The following is a 25,717-nucleotide window of genomic DNA, read 5'->3' as shown; positions in this document are numbered from 1 at the left end:
GGCCTGCGTCGCTACAGGCCCGGGATACGGAGGAAAACATGGCGGATGCAACAATGATGTCGCAGATGATCAGCAAGGCAGGCTTCATCGCCGCCCTTGATCAGAGCGGGGGCTCCACTCCGGGTGCCTTGCGCCTCTACGGCATCGCCGATTCCGACTATACGGGTGACGAGGCGATGTTTCGCCTGATGCACGAGATGCGCGTGCGCATCATGACGGCCCCTTCGTTTTCCGGTGACAAGGTAATCGGTGCCATCCTGTTCGAGAAGACCATGGATGGCGAGGCGGCGGGCAAGCCGGTTCCCTCCTATCTATGGGAAGATCGCGGCGTGGTTCCCTTTCTCAAGGTCGACAAGGGCCTGGCTGCCGAGGAGAACGGCGTACAGCTGATGAAGCCGATCCCGGATCTCGACATTCTGTTGGCTCGGGCCGTGAAGAAGGGCGTCTTCGGCACCAAGATGCGCTCGGTGATCGCCCAGGCCGACAAGGCCGGGATCGCGGCCGTGGTGAAGCAGCAATTTGAATTGGGCCTCCAGATCCTCGGTCATGGCCTCATCCCGATCATCGAGCCGGAAGTCTCGCTCAAGAGTGCGACCAAGGAAGAGGCTGAGGTCATCCTGCGCGATGAGATCCTCCGCGCGCTCGACAGCTTGCCGGCCGGCCAGCGGGTGATGCTCAAGCTGACCATCCCGACGGTTGCGGATTTCTATAAGCCCTTGATCGACCACAAGGCGGTCATCCGCGTCGTGGCGCTGTCGGGCGGATACAGCCGCGCCGATGCCTGCGAGAAGCTCAGCCATAATCACGGCATGATCGCCAGCTTCTCTCGTGCGCTGACGCAGGATCTGCGTGTGACAATGAGCGATACGGAGTTCGACGCCAGCCTCGGCAGAACGATCGATGAGATATACACGGCGAGCGTCGTGAAGGCGTGATCGAACGGCCGTTGTGATGCCGATCGATCCTAGATCGTCGGCCTCACGCAATGGCGGCGTTTCAACCGGCCTTTCCTCTTGCCTCGGGGAACCGGGGCAAGAGGCCACGCTTAATCGCATGGCAAGGCTCTGGCCGGTTTCGGCGAGCTATCCGCGCGCATGAACAGGAGTGACGAGCCGATGCGCGCGGCTTCCGCATAGCCTGACTTCCGGCTTCGACCATGTTCGAAGCGCCATCGCATCATTTGCCACCGCGAGGCCAGAGACGGCCAACCCCGATGCCGGGACGTTCCCGTTATTGACCGCAGCGACATGGCGACAGCAAGCTTGGCGTTCCAAGGATCGCTTGCTACTATGCCGCCATGACGGTTCTATCCCAGGACACCAGCCCGCCGATCCGGCTCCTGTTCCGGCTGCCATTGCTGACTTTCCAATTGCTGTCGCGTTTTTGGCCGCAGCTCATGGCGCTCTGGCTCCTCGGCATGATCGGCAATTCGCTTCTCAATGAACTCGCGGTGATGATCGGCCGTCTGAATGCCTTGGCCGGTCTTTCCACCCTGGCTCTCGTCGTGCTTCTGAAACTGGTGATCATCGTCGCGTTGTTCGAGACCGTGCGCCCCGGATTGCCGGCGCTGGACGCCGCCTCGCGGATTGCGGCCGCCCGGCCCGAAGCCGATGGCGCGGATAATGCCGTCGGTTCCAGTTTCACATCCGTGCTGGCGCTGACGCTTGTACCCTTCTTTGCCTATTACGCCGCCTGGGGCTTTCTGGGCGACACGGTAAGGGACTATTCCAAGCTGTCGCTCGATCTGACGATGTTCGGCGAGAGTTATAATCCGCTGAAGTTCGGCAGCAGCGCGTGGCTGCTCCTCTCTGTTGTGGCCGCATGGGCGGTCAGACGGTTTGCCAAGTTCATGCATGCGCGATCGAAAGCCGCCATCTGGGCGATCGTGATCGTCGTTTGCGAAGCGAACTGGGCTTTCATCGGTCTTTATGTCATCTCGACCTGGGAAGACGATATCCGCACTTGGGTCGCCCGTCTTCCCGAGGCGATCGCCCATGTGCTCGGCTTTCTCAATCCGGTCGCCGATGCCGCCGCGGCAACTGTTTTCCCGCCGACGGCGGAAGAAGCCTCGATCTCCCTTTATCAGCAGATGCGTGGTTTGTTTTTCTACGCACTCTATCCGGTCGTCTGGCTGACCCTGGCGGCATTGGTCTATGGCTATGACATCAACGGCGAGCGCCCGCTGGCGGAAGGCCGTATTGCGCGAGCGGTTTCCCGCTGGCAGGGGCTGCCGCAGGCCATTCGCGATTTCATCTCGCATTTCATCGCCGGAACGGCGAAGCGTTATCGCGCACTGGCGGAGGGTGTGGGATTGACGTTGAGTTCCGGTCTCGGGCTCATGCTGGCCGTCGTCCTGCTGTACAGGGTGGTGGATTGGGGTGCTGCGTGGGCCTGGTATGGCACGGCCCGGCTTGTCGGCCCCCACGATCTGCCTTTGTGGCAGATGATCGCGCAGGCCATTTCTCTGTTCTTCGGCAGTCCCAGCGCGCCGGGCGATGGCGTTCTCATCATGCCGATCAAGATCTGCCTGCTTGCCGCGGCGCTGGAGATTGGCTTTGTGCAGGGCCGGCAATGGCACCGGAACGGCGGTTGACGTCTACTTTAACCCCAATGGAAAGGACAGGGCGTCGGGCCGTGTCGAGGCGAAGCTCAGCTGCGCCGACAGTGAGCCGATCACATCGGTTGGAACGACGAACTTTTCCTCGATGAGCGCGCTTGCGCCTTTGGCTGGCGGTTGGCGCGAAACCGCGTCGCAGCCATCGACCGGCGTCGTCTGCGGATCGAGATCACGGCTGACATCACGGGAAAGCATGAAGTTGAGCGGCCGCCAGCGCCGGCCCTGATCATCCGTCAAGGTCAGCTGGCATTGCGCCCAGGTGCCGCCGATCTCGTCTTCTGCTTTTCCGGCCAGGCGTATGATCACGAGGCGCATCTGGCCGGGAAATGTTGCCTTCGTGTCTCGTCCGTCGCCGATCAGCCTTGTTTGCGCGAGCGTCCAGGAGGCTTTGGCGAGGGTTTGGCCGTCCGCATTTGCACGGACCCGCAGTTCGGTTCGGCCGATGTAGTCTTCGGCATTGCGCCACGCGCTGATGGCATAGTCGCAGGCCAGCAACGCGGGCAGGCTGATCAGGGATAGCAACCAGAGTTGCCGTTCGCGCCTAGAGTCCATTCTTACCGATCTCCGCACGGTCGCGCGCCTCGATGCCGTTCTGATCGAGCTTGACGCGAATTTCCGATTCCAGCTGCGGCGATGGTTGTCTTGAAACCACCAGCGTCATGTCGCGCGTTTCTTCCTCCGGCAGCTCGAAAATGAAGAGGCCGGCGGTTGGCAGGCCGGGCTGCAGATCCTTGGACGAGATACTTCGGGGGGCATTATCCGCGCGATGGGTTTGCCGGTAGAGACGGCCGGAAGCGCCTTCGATCGCGGCCGACTGGATCGTCATCGTTTCGTATCGCGGCTGCAATTCGACGCTGACGATCAGCCAGACGCCGTCCGTCTGTCGCTCCAACGGCTGGCCGTAACGTGCAAAGGCGATGGTTTTTGCGCGCACGACCTTATCGACCTTGATGCTGAAGGTCCCGCTTGAGACGGTATCCTTCTGCAGGCCGGTGGTCTCGATCGGCCCGGTCAGAACGGCATAGCTCGGCGTTGTCGATTGCAGGAACGACAAGGCCAAGGCCGTCGTGCCGACCAGCAACAGCGAAAGCACGAGCCGCATCACGGAGCCGCCCCTTCCGTCGTCGCGGCGAGCGGCAGATCAACACGCGCCACATCGGTCGGGTTGAACCAGCCCGGCGCGGCATAGAGGTTATCCTTCGGCTTGTAGGTGGTGCCGACGATCGTCACTTTCAGGGCCTTGGGTAGCGTCTGCGTCGCAGGCAATTCCCAAACCGCCTTCACCGTCTCCGGCATCATCGGCTGCAGGTCCCAAAGCGCATCGCGATCCCGCGCCAGATAGAACCGTGGATCAGGGGCATTGGCAACGTTTTCGAGCTTCAGCGTTTGGCGATAAAGGTTCGAACTTTCCGCCGTCAGATTCTCGAGCGTCAGATCGATGGTCAGTGCCTTCTTGCCATCGGCAACATGTCGCCCGTCCGGGGTCTCGGCAGCGATGCTGGCGGAATGGAGGGTGACGTTCCACTGACCTGTCCTGACGGAAGCGTCCGCCGGCACTTGCGCCACCTCGGCGCCCGTACGGGTTTCATAGATGGAGAGCCCGAGCGATAGCGCGCCTGCCAGAAGGCCGCCGATGCCTGCGATGATGCGCGTGTAGAGCGCCTTGTTCGCTTTCCTGATGACCGCTGTTTTCATCGCCACATTCGATTGGAAATTGGCATTTGCCGCCGGCTTCTCTGAAAGCCGGCGATAAGCGCTATTTGGCTCACGCGAACATTCTGGCAAGCCCCACAACCAAATGGGTTCTTCCAATGTCGAACCCGTAACGCATGTGCCCAATGCGTGGAATCTGCCTCACCCGACCACCGGCGCACGTATCCTGCTACCGGGTGAGGCGCTTGAGGGAAGGGTAACGGTCAAGATGTCCAGCTGATGCGTTGAGCGGGATTTCATCGTTGCGGAATTCACGCATTGGTGCCCGGCAGGCTGAAGGCTTGCTGGAAATAGCGTCTGAAGGCGAGCATTGGTGGCGTGAATTCGACATTGGCGCGCCAGGCGAGGCCCACATCCATTGGCGGCACCGGGTCCTGAATATTGACGGTCTCGATGCGCCGCCCTTCGAGCGACCAGGGCCGATGCACCATATCGGAGAGGATGGCGACACCGAGCCCGTTGGCGACCATCGATCTGACCGCCTCGATCGAACTTGTCCGCAGCAGCACCTTCGGCTGGTGTGGGGTTCGGCTCCAGTATTTCAGCGAGGAATGCGCGGCTTCGTCGACGGTCAGCAGGATATAGGGCTCTTCCGCTATTTCTCGCAGTCCGATGCCGTCGCGCCGCAGCAAGCCATGGCCAGCCGGCAGCCATAGCCGCCTGACGGAACTGAGAAGCGTCTCGGTCGTCAGCATGGGATTGAGGATGTTCGAGGTCAGCAGGACGGAAATGTCGTAGCGGTTGGTGAGCAGGCCCTCTTCGATGGCTTCCCGATTGACCTCGTAGATCTGGATTCTGAGCTTGGGATAAAGGCGCCGCATGCGCTCGATGTGCAGCGGCAGGAAGTAACCGATGACGGTATAGGTCGCCGCGACCACGAGTTCCCCTTCGATGTCGCTGCTGACGAGATTGAGATGGGTCGCCTCGTCGACCTTGGCCAGGATCTCATAGGCATGCGCCAGGAATTGCCGCCCGGCCGTGGTCAGTTCCATTCCCTGCGGTGTGCGATTGAACAGGGATATGCCGATCGTCTGCTCAAGATCCTTGATCGCCGCGGTCACGGCGGATTGCGAAATCGACAGGCTGACGGCGGCATGGGAAATCTGGCCATATTCGGCCGTTGCGACGAAATAACGAAGCTGACGAAGGCTTAGGCTCATGGTTTTGCTCCCATCAGTTTATTTGAAATCGAGCGTAGCTAATCAGATTTGTCGGATAAAAAATGAGCTAATCTGCGATCTCGTTCTGATCAATGAAGTTATCTATCTGATAAAAAATCATATTCTCTGCCACCATTTTGAACAGAACTATCAGATTATCAGATAATGAAGCATTGAAAATTGTATTTTTCAATGGGTCTATTTCCCCCTACCGTGGCCAGCATTGTTTCCGATCGGACATGCAATGCGAGGAAATGCCTTGAAGGAAGCTGTCGACATCAACTGCGACATGGGGGAGGCCTTCGGCCGATGGCGGATCGGCGATGCGCAGGACGAGGACCTGATTTCGCTCATCAGTTCGGCCAATATCGCCACAGGCTTTCATGCCGGCGATCCCAATCTGATGGATGAAACGGTGCGGATGGCGGCCGCGCACGGCGTCGGCGTGGGAGCCCATCCTGGCTACAACGACCTCCAGGGTTTTGGCCGCCGCAAGATCAACGGCACCAGCCGCGAGATCGTCAACGATCTGGTCTATCAGGTGGGGGCGCTCCGCGAGTTTGCCCGGCGTCATGGCGTGCCTGTGCAGCATGTGAAGCCGCATGGCGCCCTCTATATGGAGTTGGCGGCAAGCGCGGATCTTTCCCAGATCTTCATACAATATATGCGCACTGTGGCGCCGAACATGTTCGTCTTCTGCATGGATGGTTCGGCGACCTGCCTAGCCGCCCAGGAGGCCGGCCAACCGGTCGTGCGCGAGTTTTATGCCGATCGCGACTATGGCGATACGGGTTGGATCGTCTTTACCAGGGATGCCGGCCGGCCCGATCCAAAGGCGATTGCCCGCAAGGTGGTGCGGGCCTGCACCGAAGGCGTGGTCCGCACCGTCAATGGTGTCGATATTCCGATCGCCTTCGATTCCATCTGTTTTCATTCCGATACTTTGGGTGCGCTCGATATCGTGCGCCATATGCGCGAGGCCCTCGTTGCCGAGGGCATAAGGATTGCACCCGTTTCGCAGATTTTGAACAGCGACGCAGCGCGGAGGCCCCATGAGCAAGCTTGAGATCAGATCACCCCTTCCGGGAACCTTCTACAGGGCCTCCTCTCCGGATACGCCACCCTTCAAGGCCGAGGGCGATGCGGTTGCCGCCGGCGATACGATCGGTCTCATCGAGGTCATGAAAACCTTCCAGCAGATTCCAGCCGGGCTTGATGGCAGGAACATCACCTTCCTCGTCGACAATGAAGAGCCGGTCATGGCGGGTCAGGTCATCGCGGAGGTGGATCCATGACGATCCGATCTGTCCTGGTGGCCAATCGTGGCGAAATCGCCGTCAGGATCATCAAGGCGGCGAAGGCGCTCGGCATTCGCACGGTGCAGGTCCATAGCACCGCGGATGCCGAGATGCTGGCGGTGAAGCTAGCCGACGAGGCGATCGATATCGGCTCGCCGGCGCCGAAGAAATCCTATCTGAACATCGAGGCGATCATCGCTGCGGCCCGCTCGGCGGGTGTGGATGCCGTTCATCCGGGATATGGATTCCTATCCGAGAACGGCGATTTCGCCGATGCCGTCGAGGCTGCAGGCATGATCTTCATCGGCCCGAGCGGCGAGGCTATCCGATTGCTGGGCGACAAGGTGGCGGCGCGGGCGATTGCGGCGCGCGCCGGCGTGCCGACCGTGCCGGGAAGCGATGGCCGCGTGGCCGATATCGCGACTGCCGAGGCGATTGCCGGGCGCATCGGTTTTCCGGTGATGATCAAGGCTGCGGCCGGCGGCGGTGGGCGCGGCATCCGTATCGTTCAGTCGCTGGCCGAACTCAGGGAGCAATTTCCACTCGCCTCGGCGGAGGCGGCGGCCGCTTTCGGCGATGGTGGCCTCTACATGGAGAAGGTCATCACCCGCGCCCGCCATATCGAGGTGCAGATCTTCGGCGACGGGCGGAATTTCGTCCATTGCTTCGAGCGCGAATGCTCGTTGCAGCGCCGCCGCCAGAAGGTCTGGGAGGAAGCGCAGGCCTTCCTGCTGCCCGATGACGTGCGCCAGCGCCTCTGTGCCAGCGCCGTGGCGCTGGCCGCCGAAGTCGGTTATCGCGGCGCGGGCACGGTCGAATACCTCTACGACGAGGATAGCCGGCAGTTCTATTTCATCGAAGTGAACACGCGCATCCAGGTCGAACACCCGGTGACGGAGATGATCACCGGTATCGATCTGGTGCAGGAAATGTTCAAGGTGGCGGGCGGCGCTCCCCTGTCGCCGTCGCAGGCCGATATTCGGGTGCATGGTCATGCCATCGAGTGCCGGATCAATGCCGAGGACCCGACCAGGGGCTTTCTGCCGGCACCGGGCACCGTGACGCGGCTTTCGGTTCCGGAGGGCGAGGGCATCCGCTTCGATACGATGCTTTATGCCGGCTATACCGTGCCGCCCTTCTACGATTCCTTGCTCGGCAAGCTCATCGTCTGGGCCGAGGATCGCGATGCCTGCCTCGAGCGGCTGGTATCGGCCCTTTCCGGTCTGAAGATCGAAGGCCTGCCGACGACGATCCCCCTGCATCTGGCTCTCGCCCGTGATCCATCGGTGCGCAAGGGCGCATTCCATACGCGTTTTCTCGAATCCTGGCTGGAGACCGATTTTTCCGCGGTTGACGGCATATCGGCGGAGGTTGCCTGATGCCTGCTCGCTTTACATTCGGAGGTGACGAGCATCTCTTCGTCGAGTGCAGCAACGAGATGTCCCTTGAAGCCTTCTTCAAGAGCCTGTCGATGACCAAGGGGGTGCGCGAGAGCGCCATTCGGGGCGTGACCGAAATCTGCCCTGCCAACGCCTCCTTCCAGATCAAGTTCGATCCGGATCTGATCAAGCCGGACGATCTCTTGCGCGAGGTCAAGGCAATCGAGGGGGCGGCCGAAAAGGCGGAGCCCGTCATTACCACCCGTATCGTCGAGATCCCGGTCTTCTACAACGATCCATGGACGCATGAGACGCTGATGCGCTTCCGCGAGCGGCATCAGGAGCCCACGGGCACCGATCTCGACTATGCCGCCAGGATCAACGGTTACGGCGCGGTCGAGGATTTCATCTCGGCCCATGCCGGATCGCCGTGGTTCGTCTCGATGGTCGGCTTCGTCGCCGGCCTGCCGTTCATGTATCAGATGGTCGAGCGGCAGCGGCAGATCGAGGTGCCGAAATATCTACGCCCGCGAACCGATACGCCGCGGCTGACTGTGGGACATGGCGGCTGCTTCGGCTGCATCTATTCGGTGCGCGGCGCGGGCGGCTATCAGATGTTCGGCATCACGCCGATGCCGATCTTCGATCCCACGCAATCGACGAGTTATTTGCGCGACTTCATGGTGTTCTTCCGCCCCGGCGACATCGTGAAATTCCGGCCGATCGATCGCGACGGCTACGACCAGGCGGTCGAGGATGTCGACAGGGGTCGCTTTGCGCCGCCGATCCGCGAGGTCCGCTTCGATCTCCGGCAATATCAGGCCGACATCGACGGCTACAACGCCAAGCTGGAGGGTGCGCTGCATGGCCATTAAGGTTCTTCATCACGGCCTTTCGACCACCGTTCAGGATCTCGGGCGGCCCGGCTATTTCCATCTCGGCATTCCCGTCGGCGGCGCCATGGACCGCTACGCGATGCGGGCAGCCAATCTTCTCGTCGGCAATGACGAGGGTGCCGCCGGCCTCGAGGCTGTTTTTATGGGGCCGAAACTCGAATTTCTCGACGATGCGCTGATTGCGGTCACCGGTGCCGACATGCCCGTCAAGATCGATGGCGAGCTTCAGCCGGGATGGACGGCGCTGAAGGTCAGGGCGGGGCAGACAGTGAGCTTCGACTTCCTGAAATCCGGAGCACGGATCTATATCGCCGTGTCTGGCGGCATCGATGTTCCCGAAGCACTCGGCAGCCGGTCGACCTATGCGATCGGCGCGCTCGGCGGCTTCAAAGGCAGGCCAATCGCTGCCGAAGATGAGCTTCCCGTTGGTTTCAGCTCGCTGGGTGGCGCGGGCAAATCCGTTGCCGAGGACCTGCGCCGCAAGCCCGGCATGCCGGCCGAACTCAGGGTTTTGCCGGGTCTCTACTGGGATCGCTTGACCGAGGAGACGAAGAGCAACTTCTTTGCCGACCAATGGAAGGTGGCGCCGGAAGCCGATCGCATGGGCTATCGCTTCCGCGGCGGCCGCAAGCTCGAATTCGTCGAGCGCAAGCAGCCCTTCGGCGCTGGCTCGGACCCCTCCAATATCGTCGACAGCTGCTATCCCTATGGGTCGATCCAGGTGCCGGGCGGGACGGAGCCGATCATCCTGCATCGCGATGCCGTCTCCGGCGGCGGTTACTTCATGCTGGGAACGGTGATCTCGGCCGACATGGATCTGATCGCGCAATTGCAGCCGCATACGCCGACGCAGTTCGTGGAGGTGACCATGGATCAGGCGCTGGCGGCGCGCGCGGACCGGCAGGCCTTGCTTGCTCGCCTCCGTGCGGCTCTGGCGTAGAGGTCAAGCGGATGGCCGCCTTTTCGTTATCTCGCTTCCGACGCAGATGGAATGCTATAGAGACCGCCTGCGCCTCACTCGAGAACGCGGGTGAGATAAGCGGCCGTCACGCCGGGACCGGGAATGATTGCGACGATCTTCATCTGCGCGATCGTGCGGTCGACGGAGGCTTCGAGATGGTTTTCCATCATCGCCGCCGCCGCCTTCACCGCACCGCGCAGCAGCAGCTCCGCGATCAGGCGCAGTTCCGTGATGATGGCGGGATCGCCGGGCAGGCCGAGGCGGCGCAGCAAGCGCTCCGTCGCCGTTACCGGCAGCAGATTGTTGCGGATGGATTCCTTCAGCCGTTCGTTTGGCGTCGCAAGGATGCAGATCTCGATGAAGTCCGCCGGGATGGCCTCCAGCGCCGCGAGATGATCGGCCGGCTCATGCCGCTCGAGCTCGCAGAGGCGCAGAAACAGCTCGTTCAGCCGTTCCCGATCGACCCGGCCTGCTCCGGCGACCATCGCCTGCGGCTCCAGCATGCCGCGCAGGCCGTAATGATCCTTGATCATCTGCGCCGTCAGCGGGCCGGCGATCCAGTGGGACGACTGGTTTTTGCGCACGAGGCCGCGTTCGCGCAGACGGGTCAGCACGTCGCGCACCACAGTGCGGCTGACCTTGAAGTGATCCGCAAGCTCGATCTCGATGATACGGTACTGGCCGAAGACGACGCAGCCGGCGACATCGGCCTCGACGGTATTGTAGATGCGCTCCCAGGAGGATCGGCTTTGCAAGGCCTCGTCCGCGTGGCGCGGGATGGTCAGGCCGAGCGTCTTGATATCGGTGCGGTTCGGCTCGATGCCCTGGCCGGCAGGCCCGACGAGGTAGCCGCGCCCGTTGAAGCGATGTACCAGGCCTTCGCTCTCCAGCGCCTGCAGCGCCCTTTGCACCGGCGCGCGCGAAATCTGCAGGATATCGGCGATCGGCCCTTCGAGCAGCACCACGCCCTGCGGCAGCGTGTTGTCCTCGATATTGCCACGCAGAACATCCTCGGCGATCTCGTAGCGCTTTTGCGCATTGGGGCGCGCGTGGTTTTCGGTCATCTGATGCAATGGACTCACGTCGTTCCGATGCCTCACTCTTACGCGTTTTGTCGCACCAACATAGCGCAAAAATAAATGACTATTGAATACAAAATATATTATTAAGCTGCAATTTTTATAGCCGTCGAGGTGATGCGCGTCGGTGGGTATGGCCGAGAGGCTTACCTTTTGCGGAATGTTTTCAAGCGTAAGCGCTGCAAAATGGCGCTTGCGGCAAGGGTTTTGCGGTTAGATTTATGCACCTTCTTAAGGCCGCGTCGGCCTTCCTGCTCCTTGGTGCTCGATGCGTCTGAGTCATTTTCTGCCTCAATTCGTCTTTTCAGAAAAAGTCTATTGAATACAAAAATCATTTATGCAATGCTCTCATCATCAAGGCGCTCGTTAGAAGCGCCGCAGGTGGAACTCTTTGAAACGCCAAGGAACATCTCTTTGACGCGCATGTGATCATGTGCGAATGCAGGCCGACGTCTGGTGTCCGGATCGATGCGATCCTGGCGATGGCGATGCTTTGCCCGAAGGATGGTCCTTGCCTTGAAACTGGTGGGAAATCGGTGTCGACCGTTCTTCAGCTCAGCCAAGTCACCAAGTCCTATGGGGCAGCACCCGCGCTGGACAGGATAGATTTCTCTCTGCCCGACAATGCCTATATCTCGCTGCTCGGGCCGAGCGGCTCGGGTAAGACGACGCTGCTGCGCGTCATTGCCGGCTTCGAGGAGCCGGATGCCGGCTCGATCCTCTTCCACGGCAAGCGTCTTGACGGCGTCGAGCCGCATGATCGCGGCATCGGCTTCGTCTTTCAGAACTTCGCTCTGTTCCCGCATCTTTCCGTCGCCGAAAACGTCGCCTTCGGCCTGCGCAATCGCAAGGTCGATCCGGTAACGGATGCGCGCGTCCTGGCAAAGAGGGTTCAGGACATGCTGTCGCTGGTCGGCCTCAAGGGGTTTGACGACCGCGCCGTCACGCAGATCTCGGGCGGCCAGCGTCAGCGTGTCGCCCTGGCGCGGACTCTGGTGACGGAGCCGAAGATGGTGCTGCTGGACGAGCCGCTCGGCGCGCTCGATGCCAATCTGCGCGGCCGCATGCGCAGCGAACTCAAGATTATCCGCGAGCGCTGCGGCGTGACCTTCCTGCATGTTACGGGCAGCGAGAGCGAAGCCCTGGCGATGGGAGACCTGGTGCTTGTGCTCGATCGCGGCCGCATCGCGCAGGCAGCGGCCTCGGATATCGTCTACAACAGCCCCGCGACCGCAGCCGTCGCCCGCTTTCTCAATTGCTACAACCTCTTTGCCGGCGATGTCGTCGAGGATGTTTTCGTCGGACCCGCCGGTCGCTTTCCGCTGAATGGATCGCGCAGGAAGGCGCCGCAGCCAGCCTATGCGATCCGCTACGACCGTGTTTCGATCCGCCCTCGCGAGGCGTCGCTTTCGAACGACGAAGTGCGCATCGAGGGTGATTTCATTGCCAGCGAATATTCCGGCGCGGCGGTCAATTCCTTCTTCGCCCTCGATGGCGGCCATGTTTTCGAGGTCGAATCCCATCTGAGCCATGCCCGCCCGCCGGCCTTTGTCGAAAAGGATCGCTATGCGCTCGTCTGGAAGAAGGAGGATGCCCTTGTTTTCGGTTGATGTGAGCCCGTCGAACCCTTCCACCGGACCCTCCAAGGAGAGCGAGAGATGACCATGGTCGCAACAAGCGAGGAAGCCGTGCAGGAAGGCGCGACTGCGCGCAGGAGATCGAGCAAGACATTCTGGCTTCTGGCGCCGGGCATGATCTGGATGGTCGCTTTCCTCGTCCTGCCGATGCTGATGATGGTCTATGTTTCCTTCTGGACGCAGACGACCTTCAAGATCGAGCCGACGCTGACCTTGCAGAGCTGGATCACCTTCCTGACCAGCGCCACCTATCTCGGTGCACTCTGGACGACGATCCGCATATGGCTGCTCGTGCTTTTGTCGACGCTCATCGTCGGCTATCCGGCAGCGCTCTTCGTCGGGCTTCTTATCAAGAACAAGACGCTGCAGACCGTACTTCTCGTGCTCTGCGTCATCCCGTTCTGGACATCCTTCCTGATCCGGGTGCTTGCCTGGCGGCCGATGCTCGGCACCGAGGGCGCGATCAACATGATCCTGATGAAGCTCGGTATCGTGCAGCAGCCGATTGAGGTGCTGCTGTTTTCGGAACTGTCGGTCATTATCGGCATGACGCAGATCTATTGCGTCTTCATGGTCGGGCCGATCGCCTTCATGATGGGCCGCATCGACGCCTCGGTGATCGAGGCCGCCCAGGATCTGGGCGCCGGCTTCTGGCGCATCTTCCGCACGATCATCCTGCCGCTGTCCATGCCGGGCGTGGTGGTCGGCGCCATCTTCGTCTCCGTCATGGTTCTGGGCGAATTCGCCACCTCGGCCGCGCTCTCCGGCCGCAAGGTCAATCTGCTGGGGAATATCATCGTCACTCAGGTCGGCTCGCTGAAATGGGCCTTTGCCGCGGTTGCCGGCGTTGTGCTCACGATCATCATGGGCGCGGTCGTCGCGGCCCTGCTGAAGGTCGTCGACCTCAGAAAGGAGCTCTGATCATGAATGCTGGCGGCATAAAGCTCGGCCTGGGCGTCTATACGACCCTCTTTTTGATCTTCCTCTACGGACCGCTCGTCGTCCTGGCGATCCTGTCGTTCCAGACCGGCCCCGAGGGCGGTCCGCAATTTCCGATCATCGAATGGTCGACCTATTGGTATCGGCATCTCTTCGGCCTGACGCCGCCCTCGCGCATCGCGCCGCTGCCGATCGATCAGGCGCTGATCCGCTCGCTCTTTCTGGCGCTGATGACCATGATCGTCTCGACCGTGCTCGGCGTCATGTCCGCCCAGGCTTTTCGCCGCAAGTTCCGCGGCTCGGGGGTGGCCTTCTATCTGATCGTCCTCGGCATGATGGTGCCGGGCGTGCTGGTCGGTCTCGGCATGGCGCTTGTCGCCAATGCCTTCGGCATCGACCGGCACTGGTGGAGCACAGCCTTCGTCCTGCATGTCGTCTACACCTTCCCCTTCGCCTTCCTTGTCATGCTGGCGATCTTCAACCGCTTCGACCCGAGCATGGAGGAAGCCTCCTGGTCGCTCGGCGTCACGCCGGCGCGCACCTTCCACAAGGTTACCTTTCCGCTGATCTTCCCGGGCGTGCTTTCGGCCATGCTGTTTGCCTTCACGCTGTCCTATGACGAGTTCTCGCGCACCCTGTTCGCCTCCGGCCGCGAGCTGACGCTGCCGCTCGCCATCTACGGCACTTTCTCCGTCGAGGTGCATCCGAACGTCTTTGCCTTCGGGGTTCTGACCACGCTGTTTTCCTTCGCGCTCCTCGGCACCTACGCGATCCTGATGGGTCTGTCGGTCCGCCGCGCCAAGCGTGTCCGCATTCAGGAGGACGCATAATGGTGCGGAGGCTTTCCGCCATCGTTACCGGCGCCGGCTCCGGTATCGGCCGCGCCATCGCACTGCGGCTTGCCGCAGACGGTTACGCGGTTCTGGTCAACGACCTCTCGGGGGAGCGGGCCGAGGCAGTCGCCTCGGAAATCATCAAGGCGGGCGGTGCGGCGACCGCGATCGCCGGCGATGTCGCCAGGCCGGAGGATGTGGCGGCCATCCATGCCGCCGCCAAGGCCTCGCATGGCGACGTCGTCCTCCTCGTCAACAATGCCGGCATCGCGCATCAGGCGGCCTTCGAAGACCTCGAGCTTGAGGATTTCGACCGGATGTTTGCCGTGCATGTGCGTGGCACCTTCCTGATGACCAAGGCTGTTTTGCCCGCGATGCTGGCGCGCGGCGAGGGCGTCATCGTCAACGTCGCCTCGCAGCTTGGCCAGATCGGCGGCATCGAGCTGGTTCACTATTCCGGCGCCAAGGCGGCGATCATCGGCATGACCAAGGCACTGGCTCGTGAGGTTTCGAGCCGCGGCGTGCGGGTCAATGCCGTGGCGCCCGGACCGATCAATACGCCGCTGGTGCGCGGCCTTTCCGAAGAATGGCGCGAACGCAAGAAGCGCGAACTGCCGCTCGGCCGCTTCGGCGAGCCAGAAGAGGTGGCCGCGACCGTGGCATTTCTGGCCTCGCCGGCAGCGAGCCTCTTCGTCGGCCAGACCCTCGGTCCGAATTCCGGCGACGTGATGCTCTGAAAGGGAGAAGCAGATGGGCAGTGTAGAAAAGCGGGTTGTCATCATCACAGGCGCGGGCATCGGCATCGGCCAGGCGGCGGCGAAGGCGTTTGCCGCGCTCGGAGACCATGTTGTCGTTACCGACATTCTCGAAAAGGAAGGCGAGCAGACCGTCCGCGACATTCTTGCCGCCGGCGGTTCGGCTGAATTTCATCTCTACGACGTCCGCTCGACGGAGGCCGCGAACCGGCTCGTCGCCGATGTCGAGGGCCGCTTTGGCAAGATCGACGTCGTCGTCGCCAATGCCGGCATCGCCCATCGTACGCCGCTTGATCAGCTCAGCGACGACAAATGGGACCTGACCATGGATGTCGACCTGAAGGGCATCTTCAAGCTGGTGCGTGCCGCCGTGCCGGGCATGCGCGCTCGCAAGTCGGGCAGCATCGTCGCGCTCTCCTCGGTCATGGGCGTGGCCTACGGATGGGACGAGCATGTCCACTATTCGGCGGCAAAATCCGGAGTCGTCGGGCTGGTGCGCGGGCTGGCCGTCGAACTGGCGAAGGACGGCATCAGGGTCAACGGCATTGCGCCGGGCTACATCCGCACGGCTCAGCTTCTATCGGAAGAGAATTCGCTCGGCCCCGTAGGCGCGGAAAAGGCGGCCGAGTTCATCCCCATGGGCCGGCTCGGCGAGCCGGAAGACATCGCCGACGTGATCGCATTCCTCGCCTCGAACGGCGCGAGATACATGACCGGCCAGGTTCTGGTCGTGGATGGTGGCCTCCTCGTGGGGCGGTACTGATCGTCCTCGCCCCGGCCAAGGCCGGGCAGAGGGCGATACGGCAATGAAGCAGGCCCAGCAAGGGTCCAAGGGAACAGCAATCAGCACTGGAGAACAGAAATGTCCAAAATGGAAATAAACAGACGCTCTCTGTTGAAGCATTCCGCCGGCGTGATGGCGCTCGCGATCGGCGGCGGCACGCCCTTCCTGTCGTCGCGGGCGGCTTATGCGCAGGGTGCCAATCTTGCCAAGGAGCAGCTGCGCACCATCGGCCTTTCGGTCACGGTCCAGGAGCGTATCCTCGACGATTTCCGCAAGGCAAGCGGCGTCGGGCAGACGTCCGGCACGGCGGCGACCTTTCCGGACGCGCAGACCAAGATCCTGTCCGGCTCCAAGGATTATGATTGCTGGGAGATCATCGGCGAGCGCCTGCCGTCGATCGTCATGACCAACAATGTCGAGCCGGTCCCGGCCGCCTCCCTGAAGAATTGGGCCAATATCCGCGATACCTTCACGACACCTTCCGACAAGTGGGAGGTGAAGCAGCAGATCGTCGGCCAAATCTGGGCCGATGAGGCCAAGACCACGCTGAACATGGTGCCTGCGGTCTATAACTACGATTCCATCGGCTACAATCCGGATGTCCTGTCGGCCGAGGAAGCCAATACGTGGTCGGCGATCTTCGATCCGAAGTGGAAGGGCAAGTCGGGCCTCAATACCGATCCGCTCATCGCCTTCGGCCAGGCTATCATGGCCATGAACACGCTCGGCCTTCTGAACGTCAAGAATCCCGGCAATCCGAGCGCGGCCGAGATCGACGAGGCGGCGAAATTCCTGGTCTCCAAGAAGAAGGACGGGCAGTTCCGCGCGCTTTGGGGTGACTTCGGCGAGCTGGTCAACCTGATGGCATCGGGCGAGATGGTCGTCTGCGATGCCTGGCAGCCAGCCGTCATGGCGGTCAAGGCCCAGGGTAAGGCGTGCAAATATGCCGTGCCGAAGGAAGGCTATCGCGGCTGGGCGATCGGCCCGTCGATGATATCAGGCACGCCGAACAAGGATGCCGTGATCGCCTATGCCGATTACTGGCTCTCCGGCGAGCCGGGCATCACCGTGTCCGAACAGGGCTACTACTCCCCGTCGACCAATATCCAGAAGGTCATGGCGCCGGAGAAATATGCCTTCTGGTACGAGGGCAAGCCATGGGTCGGCGCCGCCGAGCGCGGCATCAAGGAAGGCGACCTGCGCGACGGCGGCTCGCTGGCCGAGCGCGCCAAGAACGTCGCCTACTGGCATCAGTGGCCGGACGAATACGACCATCTCGTCCAGAAGTGGGATGAATTCCTCAATGCGTAATGGGGCGGCGTCAGCCACCCATGCCCAGCACCGCGGGGAGGCGATGTCCGCCTCTCCGTCCACGCCCGGAGATCTCCCATGATATATGATTTGGAACTCATCAATGTCGGCAAGGTCTATGACAATGGCACGCCAGCCGTCATCGACTTCAATCTTTCGATCAGGAAGGGTGAGTTCATCGCCTTCCTTGGCCCTTCCGGCTGCGGCAAGACGACGACGCTGCGCATGATCGCCGGTTTCGAAAGCATCTCCTCCGGCGACATGATGATCAAGGGCGAGCGCATGAACGATGTCAGGCCGCAGAAGCGGCCGACATCGATGATCTTCCAGAATTATGCGCTGTTTCCGCATATGACCGTGCGTCGGAATGTCGGATATGGTCTCGAGGTCAAGGGCATGGCGAAGGCCGAGCGGGATGCGCGGGTCGAGCGCATTCTCGCCACCCTCGGGCTGGAGGACATTGCCGAGCGCAAGCCGGACAAGCTCTCGGGCGGTCAGCGCCAGCGTATCGCGCTTGCCCGCGGCCTCGTGGTCGAGCCGGATGTGCTGCTTCTCGACGAGCCGCTGGGCGCCCTCGACGCCAATCTGCGCAAGGCGATCCAGAACGAACTCAAACTATTGCAGAAGAAACTCGGCGTGACCTTCGTCTTCGTCACCCATGCTCAATCGGAAGCGCTGGCGCTGTCCGACCGCATCGTCGTCATGAACCAGGGCAGGGTGGAGCAGGTCAGCCCGCCGCATCAGCTTTACACGCGCCCGAACACGCCCTTCGTGGCGCAGTTCATCGGCCGCAATACCATCTTCGAGGGCGAGGTCGCCGGCACCAAGACCGACAGCACATTCGTCTCGACCGCGTTCGGCACCCTGTCCGGCTGCGCCAATGGCGGCCTTCCCAGCAAGGTCAACATCGTCATCCCTTCGGAGGCGATCGAGGTTCACGCGGCAGGCGGCTCAGCGCGCGAAAATCTCGCCGGCGCCTTTGGCGGCAATGTGGTCGGCGCGCGCATCGAGCGTTTCGACGTGGTCGGCCATATCTCGCAGATCGGCGTCAGCCTGCCCGACGGTCGCGGTCTCGCTCTGGAGGCGCATGTCGACAAATACCGCCCCGGCGCCTTTCCCGTCGGCGCCGAGGTCATGCTCACCTGGAACCCGGCCGACGCGACGGTCATTCCAGCTCACTAACGACAGAAAACCTGACTAAAGGAGGTCATCCCATGGCAAAGGAAATCTTGTGCAGTTTTGGCGTCGACGTCGATGCCGTGGCCGGCTGGCTCGGCTCTTACGGCGGCGAGGACTCGCCCGACGATATTTCGAGAGGGCTCTTTGCCGGCGAAGTCGGCAGCCCACGTCTGGTGAAGCTCTTCGAGCGCTTCGGCATCAAGACGACATGGTTCATTCCCGGCCACTCGATCGAGACCTTCCCCGAGCAGATGCAGGCCGTGGCCGATGCCGGCCATGAAATCGGCATTCACGGCTACAGCCATGAAAATCCGATCGCCATGACGCGCGAGCAGGAGACGGAAATCCTCGACAAGTGCATCGAGCTGGTGACCAAGCTGTCCGGCAAGCGCCCGACCGGCTATGTCGCGCCGTGGTGGGAATTCTCCAATGTCACCAACGAACTGCTTCTGGAGCGCGGCATCAAGTACGATCACTCGCTGATGCATAAGGATTTCACGCCCTACTACGTGCGTGTCGGCGACAGCTGGACGAAGATCGACTATTCCCGCAAGCCGTCGGACTGGATGGTGCCGCTGAAGCGCGGCCAGGAGACCGATCTGATCGAAATCCCGGCCTCGTGGTATCTCGATGACCTGCCGCCGATGATGTTCATCAAGAAGGCTCCGAACAGCCACGGTTTCGTCAACCCGCACGATATCGAGCAGATGTGGCGCGATCAGTTCGACTGGGTCTATCGCGAGATGGATTATGCCGTCTTCCCGATCACCATCCATCCCGATGTCGCCGGCCGGCCGCAGGTGCTGATGATGCTGGAGCGGCTCTATGCGCATATGGTCAAGCATCCCGGCGTGAAGTTCGTGACGATGAACGAGATCGCCGACGATTTCGCCGCCCGCTTTCCGCGCAAGAAATAGCCGGCTAGGCTGAAAGACTGAGAGCATCAATTCTGAAGGAGGCGGATCGTCATGTGTTCACTGTGCGGCGTGCTCGGCGGCAATGAGCATTGGACGGATGCCGCGGCACGGCCGGGCGTGTTCACCCGCAATCACGCCAGCGTCGACCGGCGGCGCGAGCGTGCCGAGCGCGTGCGTGCCGCCAACGAGATGCTCTCGGGTTTCGGCCTTGTCCTCTCCGATTGGCAGGGCGCGTCCTTCGTTCTGTCAACACGAACAGGCAGGAGCGAGATGATCGAAGATCTTGGTCATCTCTGGCCGGCGGCCGAAAGGCTCGTTGGCCGGCCCTGTGACCCTCTCGACCTTGCTTTCGTCGCAAGGATGGAGGCGCGGCATGGTGACTGAAACAAGCGGCTTCCTGCCGATCAACCTGCTGACGGGCTTTCTCGGCTCCGGCAAGACGACGCTGCTGAAGCGCATCCTGGCGGATCCGGCCTTTGCCGACACCGCCGTGCTCATCAACGAATTCGGCGAGATCGGGCTCGACCACGATCTCGTCGAAAGCGTCGACGGCGAGATGGTGCTGCTGCGTTCCGGCTGCGTCTGCTGCACGGTGCGCGGCGACCTTGCTGCCGCATTGAAGGAGCTCTACTCCCGCCGCGAGCGTGGGCTGTTGCCGCTATTCCGGCGCGTCATCATCGAAAGCACCGGGCTTGCCGATCCTTTCCCCGTGCTCTCGACCATCAAGGCCGATCCGGTGCTTCGCCATCACTTCTGCGCCGGCAATGTGATGACGACGGTCGACGCGGTGAACGGGCTTCGCCAGCTCGACACCTATATCGAATCCAACCGGCAGGCGGCGGTTGCAGACCGCTTGATCGTCACCAAAACCGATCTTCAGGCGGACTGCGATGAAGGAGATCTTCAAGCTCGCCTTCGCGCGCTCAATCCCGATGCACCGATCCTGATAGCCGCCGACCCGGATCTCGATCTCTCCTCGCTGGTCGCCGTCCAGAGCAGCGTTTCACCGAGCAGCAGTCTGTCGCCCAGCGGTTTCTACTGTGAGGAACCAGTGCAGCTCGTTTCCTCGGACGGCGTGCCGCATCAGGCGGCCATCTCATCAATCTCGCTCAGTATCGACAGGCCCGTCGATTGGACGGCTTTCGGGCTTTGGCTGACCATGCTGCTCAATCGGCATGGGGAGCGCGTACTGCGGGTGAAAGGTATCCTCAATCTCAGCGGCGAAGAACGTCCTGTCGCCGTCCATGGCGTCCAGCATCTGGTTCATACACCGGTGCATATGGAGGGCTGGCCTTCGGAGGACCGAACCTCGCGTCTGGTCTTCATTCTGGACGGGCTCGACGGCGCTCTCTTGAAACGCTCCTTTGAAGCCTTCACACTGGCGCGCGTGCCCACAACGACGTCTTACCCGATCGCTGCGGCGCGATGAGACAACCGGTATCCCTATGAACAAGCATGAATCCGTCGCCAAAACCCTGTCCGCTCCCGCATTGCATCTCAACGGTCGGCCGCGCCTGCGCGTGCTGGGCACCGCGATCTCGTTGCTGGAGGAGCTGCGCCTGCGTGCGCAGGAGGATCTCGGCATCGACGTGACCTTCGACAACAATGATTTCCTGACGACGCAGTACAAGGCGGCCCGCGAGCCGGAAACCTACGACATCTACGACCAGTGCTTCCACAATCTCGATATCGTCTGGCACTGGCGCGCGATCCAGCCGGTGGACACGCAGCGCATCGTGCTCTGGGATGAGGTCAACGATCTGACGAAGACCGGTCACATCGGCCCCAACCCCCGTATGGGGCTTGGTGACGTGCCGGCGAAAAAGCTTTTCGTGCAGCCCAATCTCGCCTTGGGCGATACGCCGGCGCGCTTCATCTCGATGCTGCCGACGACGCATAATTTCGACAGCTTCGCCTATCGGACCGATCTGGCCCCGGACGGCGTCGGCATGCATTCCTGGGGCGCACTCTTCGATGAGCGCTGGGCGGGCAGGGTGGCGTTGGTGGACGAGCCTGCCATTGGCATTTTCGATGCGGCGTTGGCGGCCCAGGCCGCCGGCCTCATGTCGTTCGACGATATCGGCAATATGTCGATTCAGGAGATCGACCAGCTCATTGATCTCCTGGAAGAGCGCAAGAAGACTGGCTTCTTCCGTGATTTCTGGAAGACCGCCGAGGATGCGGCGCGGCTGATGATCGCGGGCGAGACCAGCGTCCAGAGCATGTGGTCGCCCGGCATCGGCATCCTGAATTCCAAAGGGGTGCCGGTCGAGCAGGCCGTGCCCGCCGAAGGCTATCGCGCCTGGCATGGAGGCCTGTGCCTTTCCAAACACTTGAGCGGCCGCCTGCTCGATGTCGCCTATGATTATCTGAACTGGTGGATCTCGGGCTGGCCGGGCGCGGTGGTCGCGCGTCAGGGCTATTACATTTCGACGCCGCAGCGCTCCCGCCAGTTCATGACGCAGGCCGAATGGGACTATTGGTACGAGGGCGCCGCCGCGGCCGAAGACCTCCCCGGTCCCGATGGGCAGACGCGGATCAGAAGGGGCTCGGCGCGCAGCGGCGGGTCCTATTGGCAGCGCGCCAATTGCATTGCCGTCTGGAATACGACAATGGATGAGCACAATTATCTGGTGCGCCGCTGGATGCAGCTTGTCGGCGGCAGGGGAGAGCAGGGTCAATGACACAGACACATCTCGGCAAATCGATCGCGCAATTATCGGTGCTGATCCAGTCCGGTAGCCTCGATCCGGTTGCGCTGACCGAGGAAAGCCTGGATGCGATCCGGACCCATCAGGACCAGGCGATCTTCACGCGGCTGCTGGAGGCGCGTGCGAAGGAAGAGGCTGCGGCCTCGTCGAGGCGACTGCGCGAGGGGCGTTCGCGCGGGCTGCTGGATGGTATTCCGATCGCCTGGAAGGATCTGTTCGCTATTCGTGGCCTGCCGACCACGGCAGGGTCCGTTGTTCTCGCCGATGACGCGCCCGCCGCCGAAGACGCCGATGTCGTCATGGCGCTGGCGGATGCGGGCATGGTAAGCCTCGGCCGGGTCAATATGAGCGAGTTCGCCTTTTCCGGCCTCGGCCTCAATCCGCATTACGGCACGCCGCTCAATCCCGCATCCACCGATGTCGCGCGCGTGCCCGGCGGCTCGTCGTCGGGCTCGGCGGTCGCGGTCGCCGCCGGTCTGGTGCCGGTGTCGATCGGAACGGACACGGGCGGGTCGGTCCGCATTCCCTCCGCCTTCAACGGTCTCGTCGGCTATAAGGCAAGCCGTGGCCGCTATAGCATGGCGGGCGTGTTTCCGTTGGCGACAAGCCTCGATTCGCTCGGCCCGCTCTGCCGTACCGTTCAGGATGCCATCTGGACGGACGCGGCCATGCGGCGGCGTCTCGTGCCGGAGATCGCCCGTGCTGAACTCGCCAAGCTTTCCATCGTGGTGCCGACGAATGTCGTCATGGATGATATCGAGGATGGGGTCCGCGAGGCTTTCGAGGCTGCTATCGAGAGGCTGCAGCGGGCTGGCGTGCGGGTGCGCCGGGCCGCTTTTCCGACCTTCAGCGGCGTCTTCGACCTGATGGCGAAACATGGGCCGCTGGTCACGGCGGAAGCCTATGGGCTTCACCATCATCGTCTGTCGGGGCCGGATGCGGCTGCCATCGACCGGCGCGTCGTTGCGCGCACCCGGCTCGGCGAGAAGATCACGCTCGTCGATTATCTGACCCTGCTGAGGGAGCGCGAACGGTTGATCGCGGCTTTCGAGGCCGCGACTGCGCCAAACGAGTTCATCGCCTATCCCACCGTCGCGCATGTGGCGCCCGCGCTCGGCCTGCTGGAGGCGGATGACGAGCGGTTCGTGAAGGTCAATGCGAAGACCTTGCGCAACACGCTGATCGGCAATTTCCTCGACGGCTGCGGCGTATCGCTGCCCTGCGGCACCGGCGATGCCGGCATGCCCGTCGGCTTCCTGTTGTCGGCCAGGAAGGGACTGGACGAAGCGCTGCTGGCGGCGGCCCTCGCGGTCGAGGAGGTCGTGCGTCCCTCGGCTTAGACGCGTGAATGCGGATGTCGGGGTGGCGCGCTTAGGCGGCACCGCCGGGCCCTAAGCCGGCCTCCCGGAAAGAGTTGCCGCGTCGTCTTACAATCGCAAATTGGCGTTCTTATATAGCGGGCAGATCATCTTTCTGCCCAAGGACAGGAGAGCCAATGTTCCGTGCAGTTCCGCGTTTCGCCAAGATCGCAGCCATTATCGGCCTTGCCGCCGCCTCAGCCTTTGCGAGCTTCGACGATGCCGATGCGCGTCGGGCCGGCAGCTCCGGCTTCGGTAGCCGCGGAACGAGGACCTTCGACGCTCCCGCCACCACGCGGACGGCTCCCACCCAGGCCGCGCCGATCGAGCGGACGATGACGCCGCAGCCGCAGGTGGGGCAGCAGAGCGGTATGCAGCAGCCGATCAACACGCCGCAGCGCAGCGGCCTTTTCGGCGGCTTCGGCGGGTCGATGATCGGTGGACTGATTGCCGGCGGCCTTCTCGGCATGCTGCTCGGTCACGGCTTCGGCGGTGGTTTCGGCTTCCTCGGCATGCTGTTGCAGATCGGCCTGATCATCGCGGCGATCAGCTTTGCCATGCGCTTTTTCGCGAACCGCCAGCGCACGCAATATGCCGCGCCCGGTGCGGGCGCCTCTTACAACATGAATGCCATGAACAATGCGAACGCGTCGCCGCGTCCCTCCTTCTCCATTCCGCAGATCGGCGGTGGCGGCGCGGCGACGGCGCAGAAGAGGCGGCAGGCGAATGACGAGATTGGGCTGCAGCAAGCCGACCTCGACCGTTTCGAGCGGCTTCTGACCGAAATCCAGTCGGCGTACGGCGCCGAGGATTATGCCACGCTGCGCCGGCTGACCACGCCGGAGGCGATGTCCTATCTGGCCGAGGAGCTGGGCGAGAACGCCACCAGGGGTGTCCGCAACAGCGTCACCGACGTCCGTCTCCTCCAGGGCGACATCGCCGAAGCCTGGCGTGAGGGCAATACCGAATATGCCACGCTCGCGATGCGCTATTCGAGCATCGATGCCCTGCTCGACCGCACAACGGGCCGCCTCGTCGATGGCGACGATCGCAATGCCTCGGAGACGACCGAGATCTGGACCTTCGTTCGCAAGCCAGGTTCGGACTGGATTCTGTCGGCGATACAGGGCACGGATTCTCCCCACGCCTGAGCCGGCTTTCGGCAAAGGTCGAAGGTGAATCGTATACGAGATGAGGTCGTTGCCGTGCGTCCCCTTCTCCCCTCGGAGAGAAGGAACTTCCGGTGCCGGCATGTCACGCCACGAGATGGCGCTTGGCAACCTTGATGACCTCGCGCGTCAGTTCCGCCAGGCGGTCGGCGGCGAGGCGATTGATTTGCCAGTAGAGCGCGATATCGAGCGGCGTGTCGGGGATCAGCTCCACCAACCGCCCGGACCGGATATGCTCACGCGTCAGCTCGACGGGGTTCATGCCCCATCCCATACCCGCGAGGCTTGCCTCGACGAAACCCTGCGACGATGGAAGCCAGTGGGTCGGATAGTTGATGCCAGGTCCGAACGTCTGGCGGACCCAGTCGATTTGCAATTGGTCCTTCTGGCTGAAGGTCAAAGCGGGCGCGCGGGCGATCGCGTCCGCCGTCACGCCTTGCGCGAAGTAGCGCGCAACGAAGTCGGGGCTTGCCGTCGCATGATAGCGCAGGGCGCCCAGCGAAAAGCGCCGGCAGCCTGAAATCGGCTTTTCCAGGCTGGTCACCGCGGCGATCACGCGGCCGCGCCGCAGCCATTCGGCGGTGTGGTCCTGATCGTCGACGGCGATGTTCAGCAGATAGGGCGAGGATTTGGCGAAATTCGCCATCGCCTCCACGAACCATGTTCCCAAACTATCCGCATTGGTCGCGATCTGCAGCGTCACCTTTTGCTTGGGCTCATTGGGATCGGCAAGGGCCGGCAAATGCTCGAACAGCTCGCCTTCGAGCATGCCGACATTTTCCATGTGCCGGCAAAGCCATTCTCCCTTTTCCGTCGCCGTGCAGGGATTGCCTCTTTCTATCAGGATGACGCCGAGGCGTTCTTCCAGTTGCTTCACCCGCTGCGAGACGGCAGAGGGGGTGACGTTCAGGATCGAGGCCGCCCGTTCGAAGCTGCCCGTCTGAACCACGGCCAAAACAACGCGGAGTGCGGAATAGTCGAGCATGGATTAGTTTCGCTTAATTGGGATAACCTACCTTAA

At 62.1% G+C, this 25,717-nt stretch carries 26 protein-coding genes; 20 read left to right on the top strand and 6 right to left on the bottom strand.

Annotated elements, in window-relative coordinates; translation table 11 throughout:
• Nucleotides 1-38: 38 nt before the first annotated feature.
• Nucleotides 39-935: a fructose bisphosphate aldolase gene (locus tag FHX11_RS26950; protein ID WP_184363527.1), complete on the top strand. Its 897-nt coding sequence runs from the start codon at nucleotides 39-41 to the stop codon at nucleotides 933-935.
• Between the two features lie 362 nt (nucleotides 936-1,297).
• Complete coding sequence (locus tag FHX11_RS26945; protein ID WP_184363524.1) at nucleotides 1,298-2,593, top strand: hypothetical protein; 1,296 nt, start codon at nucleotides 1,298-1,300, stop codon at nucleotides 2,591-2,593.
• A gap of 3 nt (nucleotides 2,594-2,596) precedes the next feature.
• On the opposite strand, the gene FHX11_RS26940 is transcribed toward FHX11_RS26945, so the two are convergent.
• The 4 genes from FHX11_RS26940 to FHX11_RS26925 form a co-directional block, all read right to left on the bottom strand.
• A complete protein-coding gene (locus tag FHX11_RS26940) occupies nucleotides 2,597-3,169 on the bottom strand; it encodes a hypothetical protein (protein ID WP_184363521.1) in 573 nt (190 codons plus the stop codon).
• Nucleotides 3,159-3,722, bottom strand: a complete 564-nt coding sequence (locus FHX11_RS26935) for a hypothetical protein (RefSeq protein WP_184363518.1) — start codon at nucleotides 3,720-3,722, stop codon at nucleotides 3,159-3,161. The genes FHX11_RS26940 and FHX11_RS26935 overlap by 11 nt, the downstream gene beginning before the upstream one ends.
• Nucleotides 3,719-4,312: a hypothetical protein gene (locus FHX11_RS26930; protein ID WP_184363515.1), complete on the bottom strand. Its 594-nt coding sequence runs from the start codon at nucleotides 4,310-4,312 to the stop codon at nucleotides 3,719-3,721. The genes FHX11_RS26935 and FHX11_RS26930 overlap by 4 nt, the downstream gene beginning before the upstream one ends.
• 269 nt (nucleotides 4,313-4,581) lie before the next feature.
• Nucleotides 4,582-5,490, bottom strand: a complete 909-nt coding sequence (locus FHX11_RS26925; RefSeq protein ID WP_184363512.1) for a LysR family transcriptional regulator — start codon at nucleotides 5,488-5,490, stop codon at nucleotides 4,582-4,584.
• 259 nt (nucleotides 5,491-5,749) lie between these two features.
• Here FHX11_RS26925 and FHX11_RS26920 point away from each other — a divergent pair, with 259 nt between their 5' ends.
• The 5 genes from FHX11_RS26920 to FHX11_RS26900 are packed head-to-tail and all read left to right on the top strand — an operon-like array spanning nucleotide 5,750 to nucleotide 10,003.
• Nucleotides 5,750-6,556: a 5-oxoprolinase subunit PxpA gene (locus tag FHX11_RS26920; protein WP_184363510.1), complete on the top strand. Its 807-nt coding sequence runs from the start codon at nucleotides 5,750-5,752 to the stop codon at nucleotides 6,554-6,556.
• Nucleotides 6,543-6,785 carry an acetyl-CoA carboxylase gene (locus FHX11_RS26915; protein WP_184363507.1) on the top strand — a complete coding sequence of 81 codons (243 nt, stop codon included), beginning with the start codon at nucleotides 6,543-6,545 and terminating at the stop codon, nucleotides 6,783-6,785. The genes FHX11_RS26920 and FHX11_RS26915 overlap by 14 nt, the downstream gene beginning before the upstream one ends.
• Entirely contained in the window at nucleotides 6,782-8,167 is a 1,386-nt protein-coding gene (locus FHX11_RS26910; RefSeq protein WP_184363504.1) for an acetyl-CoA carboxylase biotin carboxylase subunit, read from the top strand. Before FHX11_RS26915 ends, FHX11_RS26910 begins: the two co-directional genes overlap by 4 nt.
• Entirely contained in the window at nucleotides 8,167-9,042 is an 876-nt protein-coding gene (locus FHX11_RS26905) for a carboxyltransferase domain-containing protein (protein ID WP_184363501.1), read from the top strand. The genes FHX11_RS26910 and FHX11_RS26905 overlap by 1 nt, the downstream gene beginning before the upstream one ends.
• Nucleotides 9,032-10,003 carry a biotin-dependent carboxyltransferase family protein gene (locus FHX11_RS26900; RefSeq protein WP_184363498.1) on the top strand — a complete coding sequence of 324 codons (972 nt, stop codon included), beginning with the start codon at nucleotides 9,032-9,034 and terminating at the stop codon, nucleotides 10,001-10,003. Before FHX11_RS26905 ends, FHX11_RS26900 begins: the two co-directional genes overlap by 11 nt.
• Nucleotides 10,004-10,077: 74 nt before the next feature.
• On the opposite strand, the gene FHX11_RS26895 is transcribed toward FHX11_RS26900, so the two are convergent.
• A complete protein-coding gene (locus tag FHX11_RS26895; RefSeq protein WP_184363588.1) occupies nucleotides 10,078-11,088 on the bottom strand; it encodes a GntR family transcriptional regulator in 1,011 nt (336 codons plus the stop codon).
• 551 nt (nucleotides 11,089-11,639) lie between these two features.
• Here FHX11_RS26895 and FHX11_RS26890 point away from each other — a divergent pair.
• From FHX11_RS26890 to FHX11_RS26830, 13 genes are all read left to right on the top strand, one after another.
• Nucleotides 11,640-12,713: an ABC transporter ATP-binding protein gene (locus FHX11_RS26890; protein WP_184363495.1), complete on the top strand. Its 1,074-nt coding sequence runs from the start codon at nucleotides 11,640-11,642 to the stop codon at nucleotides 12,711-12,713.
• A gap of 48 nt (nucleotides 12,714-12,761) precedes the next feature.
• Nucleotides 12,762-13,661 (top strand): ABC transporter permease, encoded by a 900-nt coding sequence (locus FHX11_RS26885; RefSeq protein ID WP_184363492.1) that lies wholly within the window; start codon nucleotides 12,762-12,764, stop codon nucleotides 13,659-13,661.
• 2 nt (nucleotides 13,662-13,663) lie between these two features.
• Nucleotides 13,664-14,509, top strand: coding sequence for an ABC transporter permease (locus tag FHX11_RS26880; protein ID WP_184363490.1), 846 nt, complete (start codon nucleotides 13,664-13,666; stop codon nucleotides 14,507-14,509).
• Nucleotides 14,509-15,249: a glucose 1-dehydrogenase gene (locus FHX11_RS26875; protein WP_184363487.1), complete on the top strand. Its 741-nt coding sequence runs from the start codon at nucleotides 14,509-14,511 to the stop codon at nucleotides 15,247-15,249. The genes FHX11_RS26880 and FHX11_RS26875 overlap by 1 nt, the downstream gene beginning before the upstream one ends.
• 13 nt (nucleotides 15,250-15,262) lie before the next feature.
• Nucleotides 15,263-16,030 carry an SDR family NAD(P)-dependent oxidoreductase gene (locus FHX11_RS26870; RefSeq protein WP_184363484.1) on the top strand — a complete coding sequence of 256 codons (768 nt, stop codon included), beginning with the start codon at nucleotides 15,263-15,265 and terminating at the stop codon, nucleotides 16,028-16,030.
• A gap of 99 nt (nucleotides 16,031-16,129) precedes the next feature.
• Nucleotides 16,130-17,362, top strand: coding sequence for an extracellular solute-binding protein (locus tag FHX11_RS26865; protein WP_184363481.1), 1,233 nt, complete (start codon nucleotides 16,130-16,132; stop codon nucleotides 17,360-17,362).
• A gap of 78 nt (nucleotides 17,363-17,440) precedes the next feature.
• Nucleotides 17,441-18,544 (top strand): ABC transporter ATP-binding protein, encoded by a 1,104-nt coding sequence (locus tag FHX11_RS26860; RefSeq protein WP_184363478.1) that lies wholly within the window; start codon nucleotides 17,441-17,443, stop codon nucleotides 18,542-18,544.
• Between the two features lie 32 nt (nucleotides 18,545-18,576).
• Nucleotides 18,577-19,458: a polysaccharide deacetylase gene (locus FHX11_RS26855; protein WP_184363475.1), complete on the top strand. Its 882-nt coding sequence runs from the start codon at nucleotides 18,577-18,579 to the stop codon at nucleotides 19,456-19,458.
• 51 nt (nucleotides 19,459-19,509) lie between these two features.
• Nucleotides 19,510-19,842 carry a hypothetical protein gene (locus tag FHX11_RS26850; RefSeq protein ID WP_184363472.1) on the top strand — a complete coding sequence of 111 codons (333 nt, stop codon included), beginning with the start codon at nucleotides 19,510-19,512 and terminating at the stop codon, nucleotides 19,840-19,842.
• On the top strand, nucleotides 19,832-20,887 hold the full coding sequence (locus FHX11_RS26845; protein ID WP_184363469.1) for a GTP-binding protein: 1,056 nt from the start codon (nucleotides 19,832-19,834) through the stop codon (nucleotides 20,885-20,887). Before FHX11_RS26850 ends, FHX11_RS26845 begins: the two co-directional genes overlap by 11 nt.
• 16 nt (nucleotides 20,888-20,903) lie before the next feature.
• The gene (locus FHX11_RS26840) at nucleotides 20,904-22,142 is read left to right on the top strand and encodes an extracellular solute-binding protein (protein ID WP_184363467.1); all 1,239 of its coding nucleotides are present in this window, start codon (nucleotides 20,904-20,906) and stop codon (nucleotides 22,140-22,142) included.
• Nucleotides 22,139-23,509 carry an amidase gene (locus tag FHX11_RS26835; protein WP_184363464.1) on the top strand — a complete coding sequence of 457 codons (1,371 nt, stop codon included), beginning with the start codon at nucleotides 22,139-22,141 and terminating at the stop codon, nucleotides 23,507-23,509. The genes FHX11_RS26840 and FHX11_RS26835 overlap by 4 nt, the downstream gene beginning before the upstream one ends.
• A 155-nt stretch (nucleotides 23,510-23,664) precedes the next feature.
• Complete coding sequence (locus FHX11_RS26830) at nucleotides 23,665-24,678, top strand: Tim44 domain-containing protein (RefSeq protein ID WP_184363461.1); 1,014 nt, start codon at nucleotides 23,665-23,667, stop codon at nucleotides 24,676-24,678.
• A 103-nt stretch (nucleotides 24,679-24,781) separates the two neighbouring features.
• On the opposite strand, the gene FHX11_RS26825 is transcribed toward FHX11_RS26830, so the two are convergent.
• Complete coding sequence (locus FHX11_RS26825; RefSeq protein WP_184363460.1) at nucleotides 24,782-25,681, bottom strand: LysR family transcriptional regulator ArgP; 900 nt, start codon at nucleotides 25,679-25,681, stop codon at nucleotides 24,782-24,784.
• Nucleotides 25,682-25,717: the final 36 nt, after the last annotated feature.

The sequence above is a fragment of the Rhizobium sp. BK602 genome (assembly GCF_014195095.1).
GTDB lineage: Bacteria > Pseudomonadota > Alphaproteobacteria > Rhizobiales > Rhizobiaceae > Rhizobium.
The sequence above is the reverse complement of the archived record's forward strand: the minus strand, read 5'-3'. Positions and strand labels throughout refer to the sequence as shown.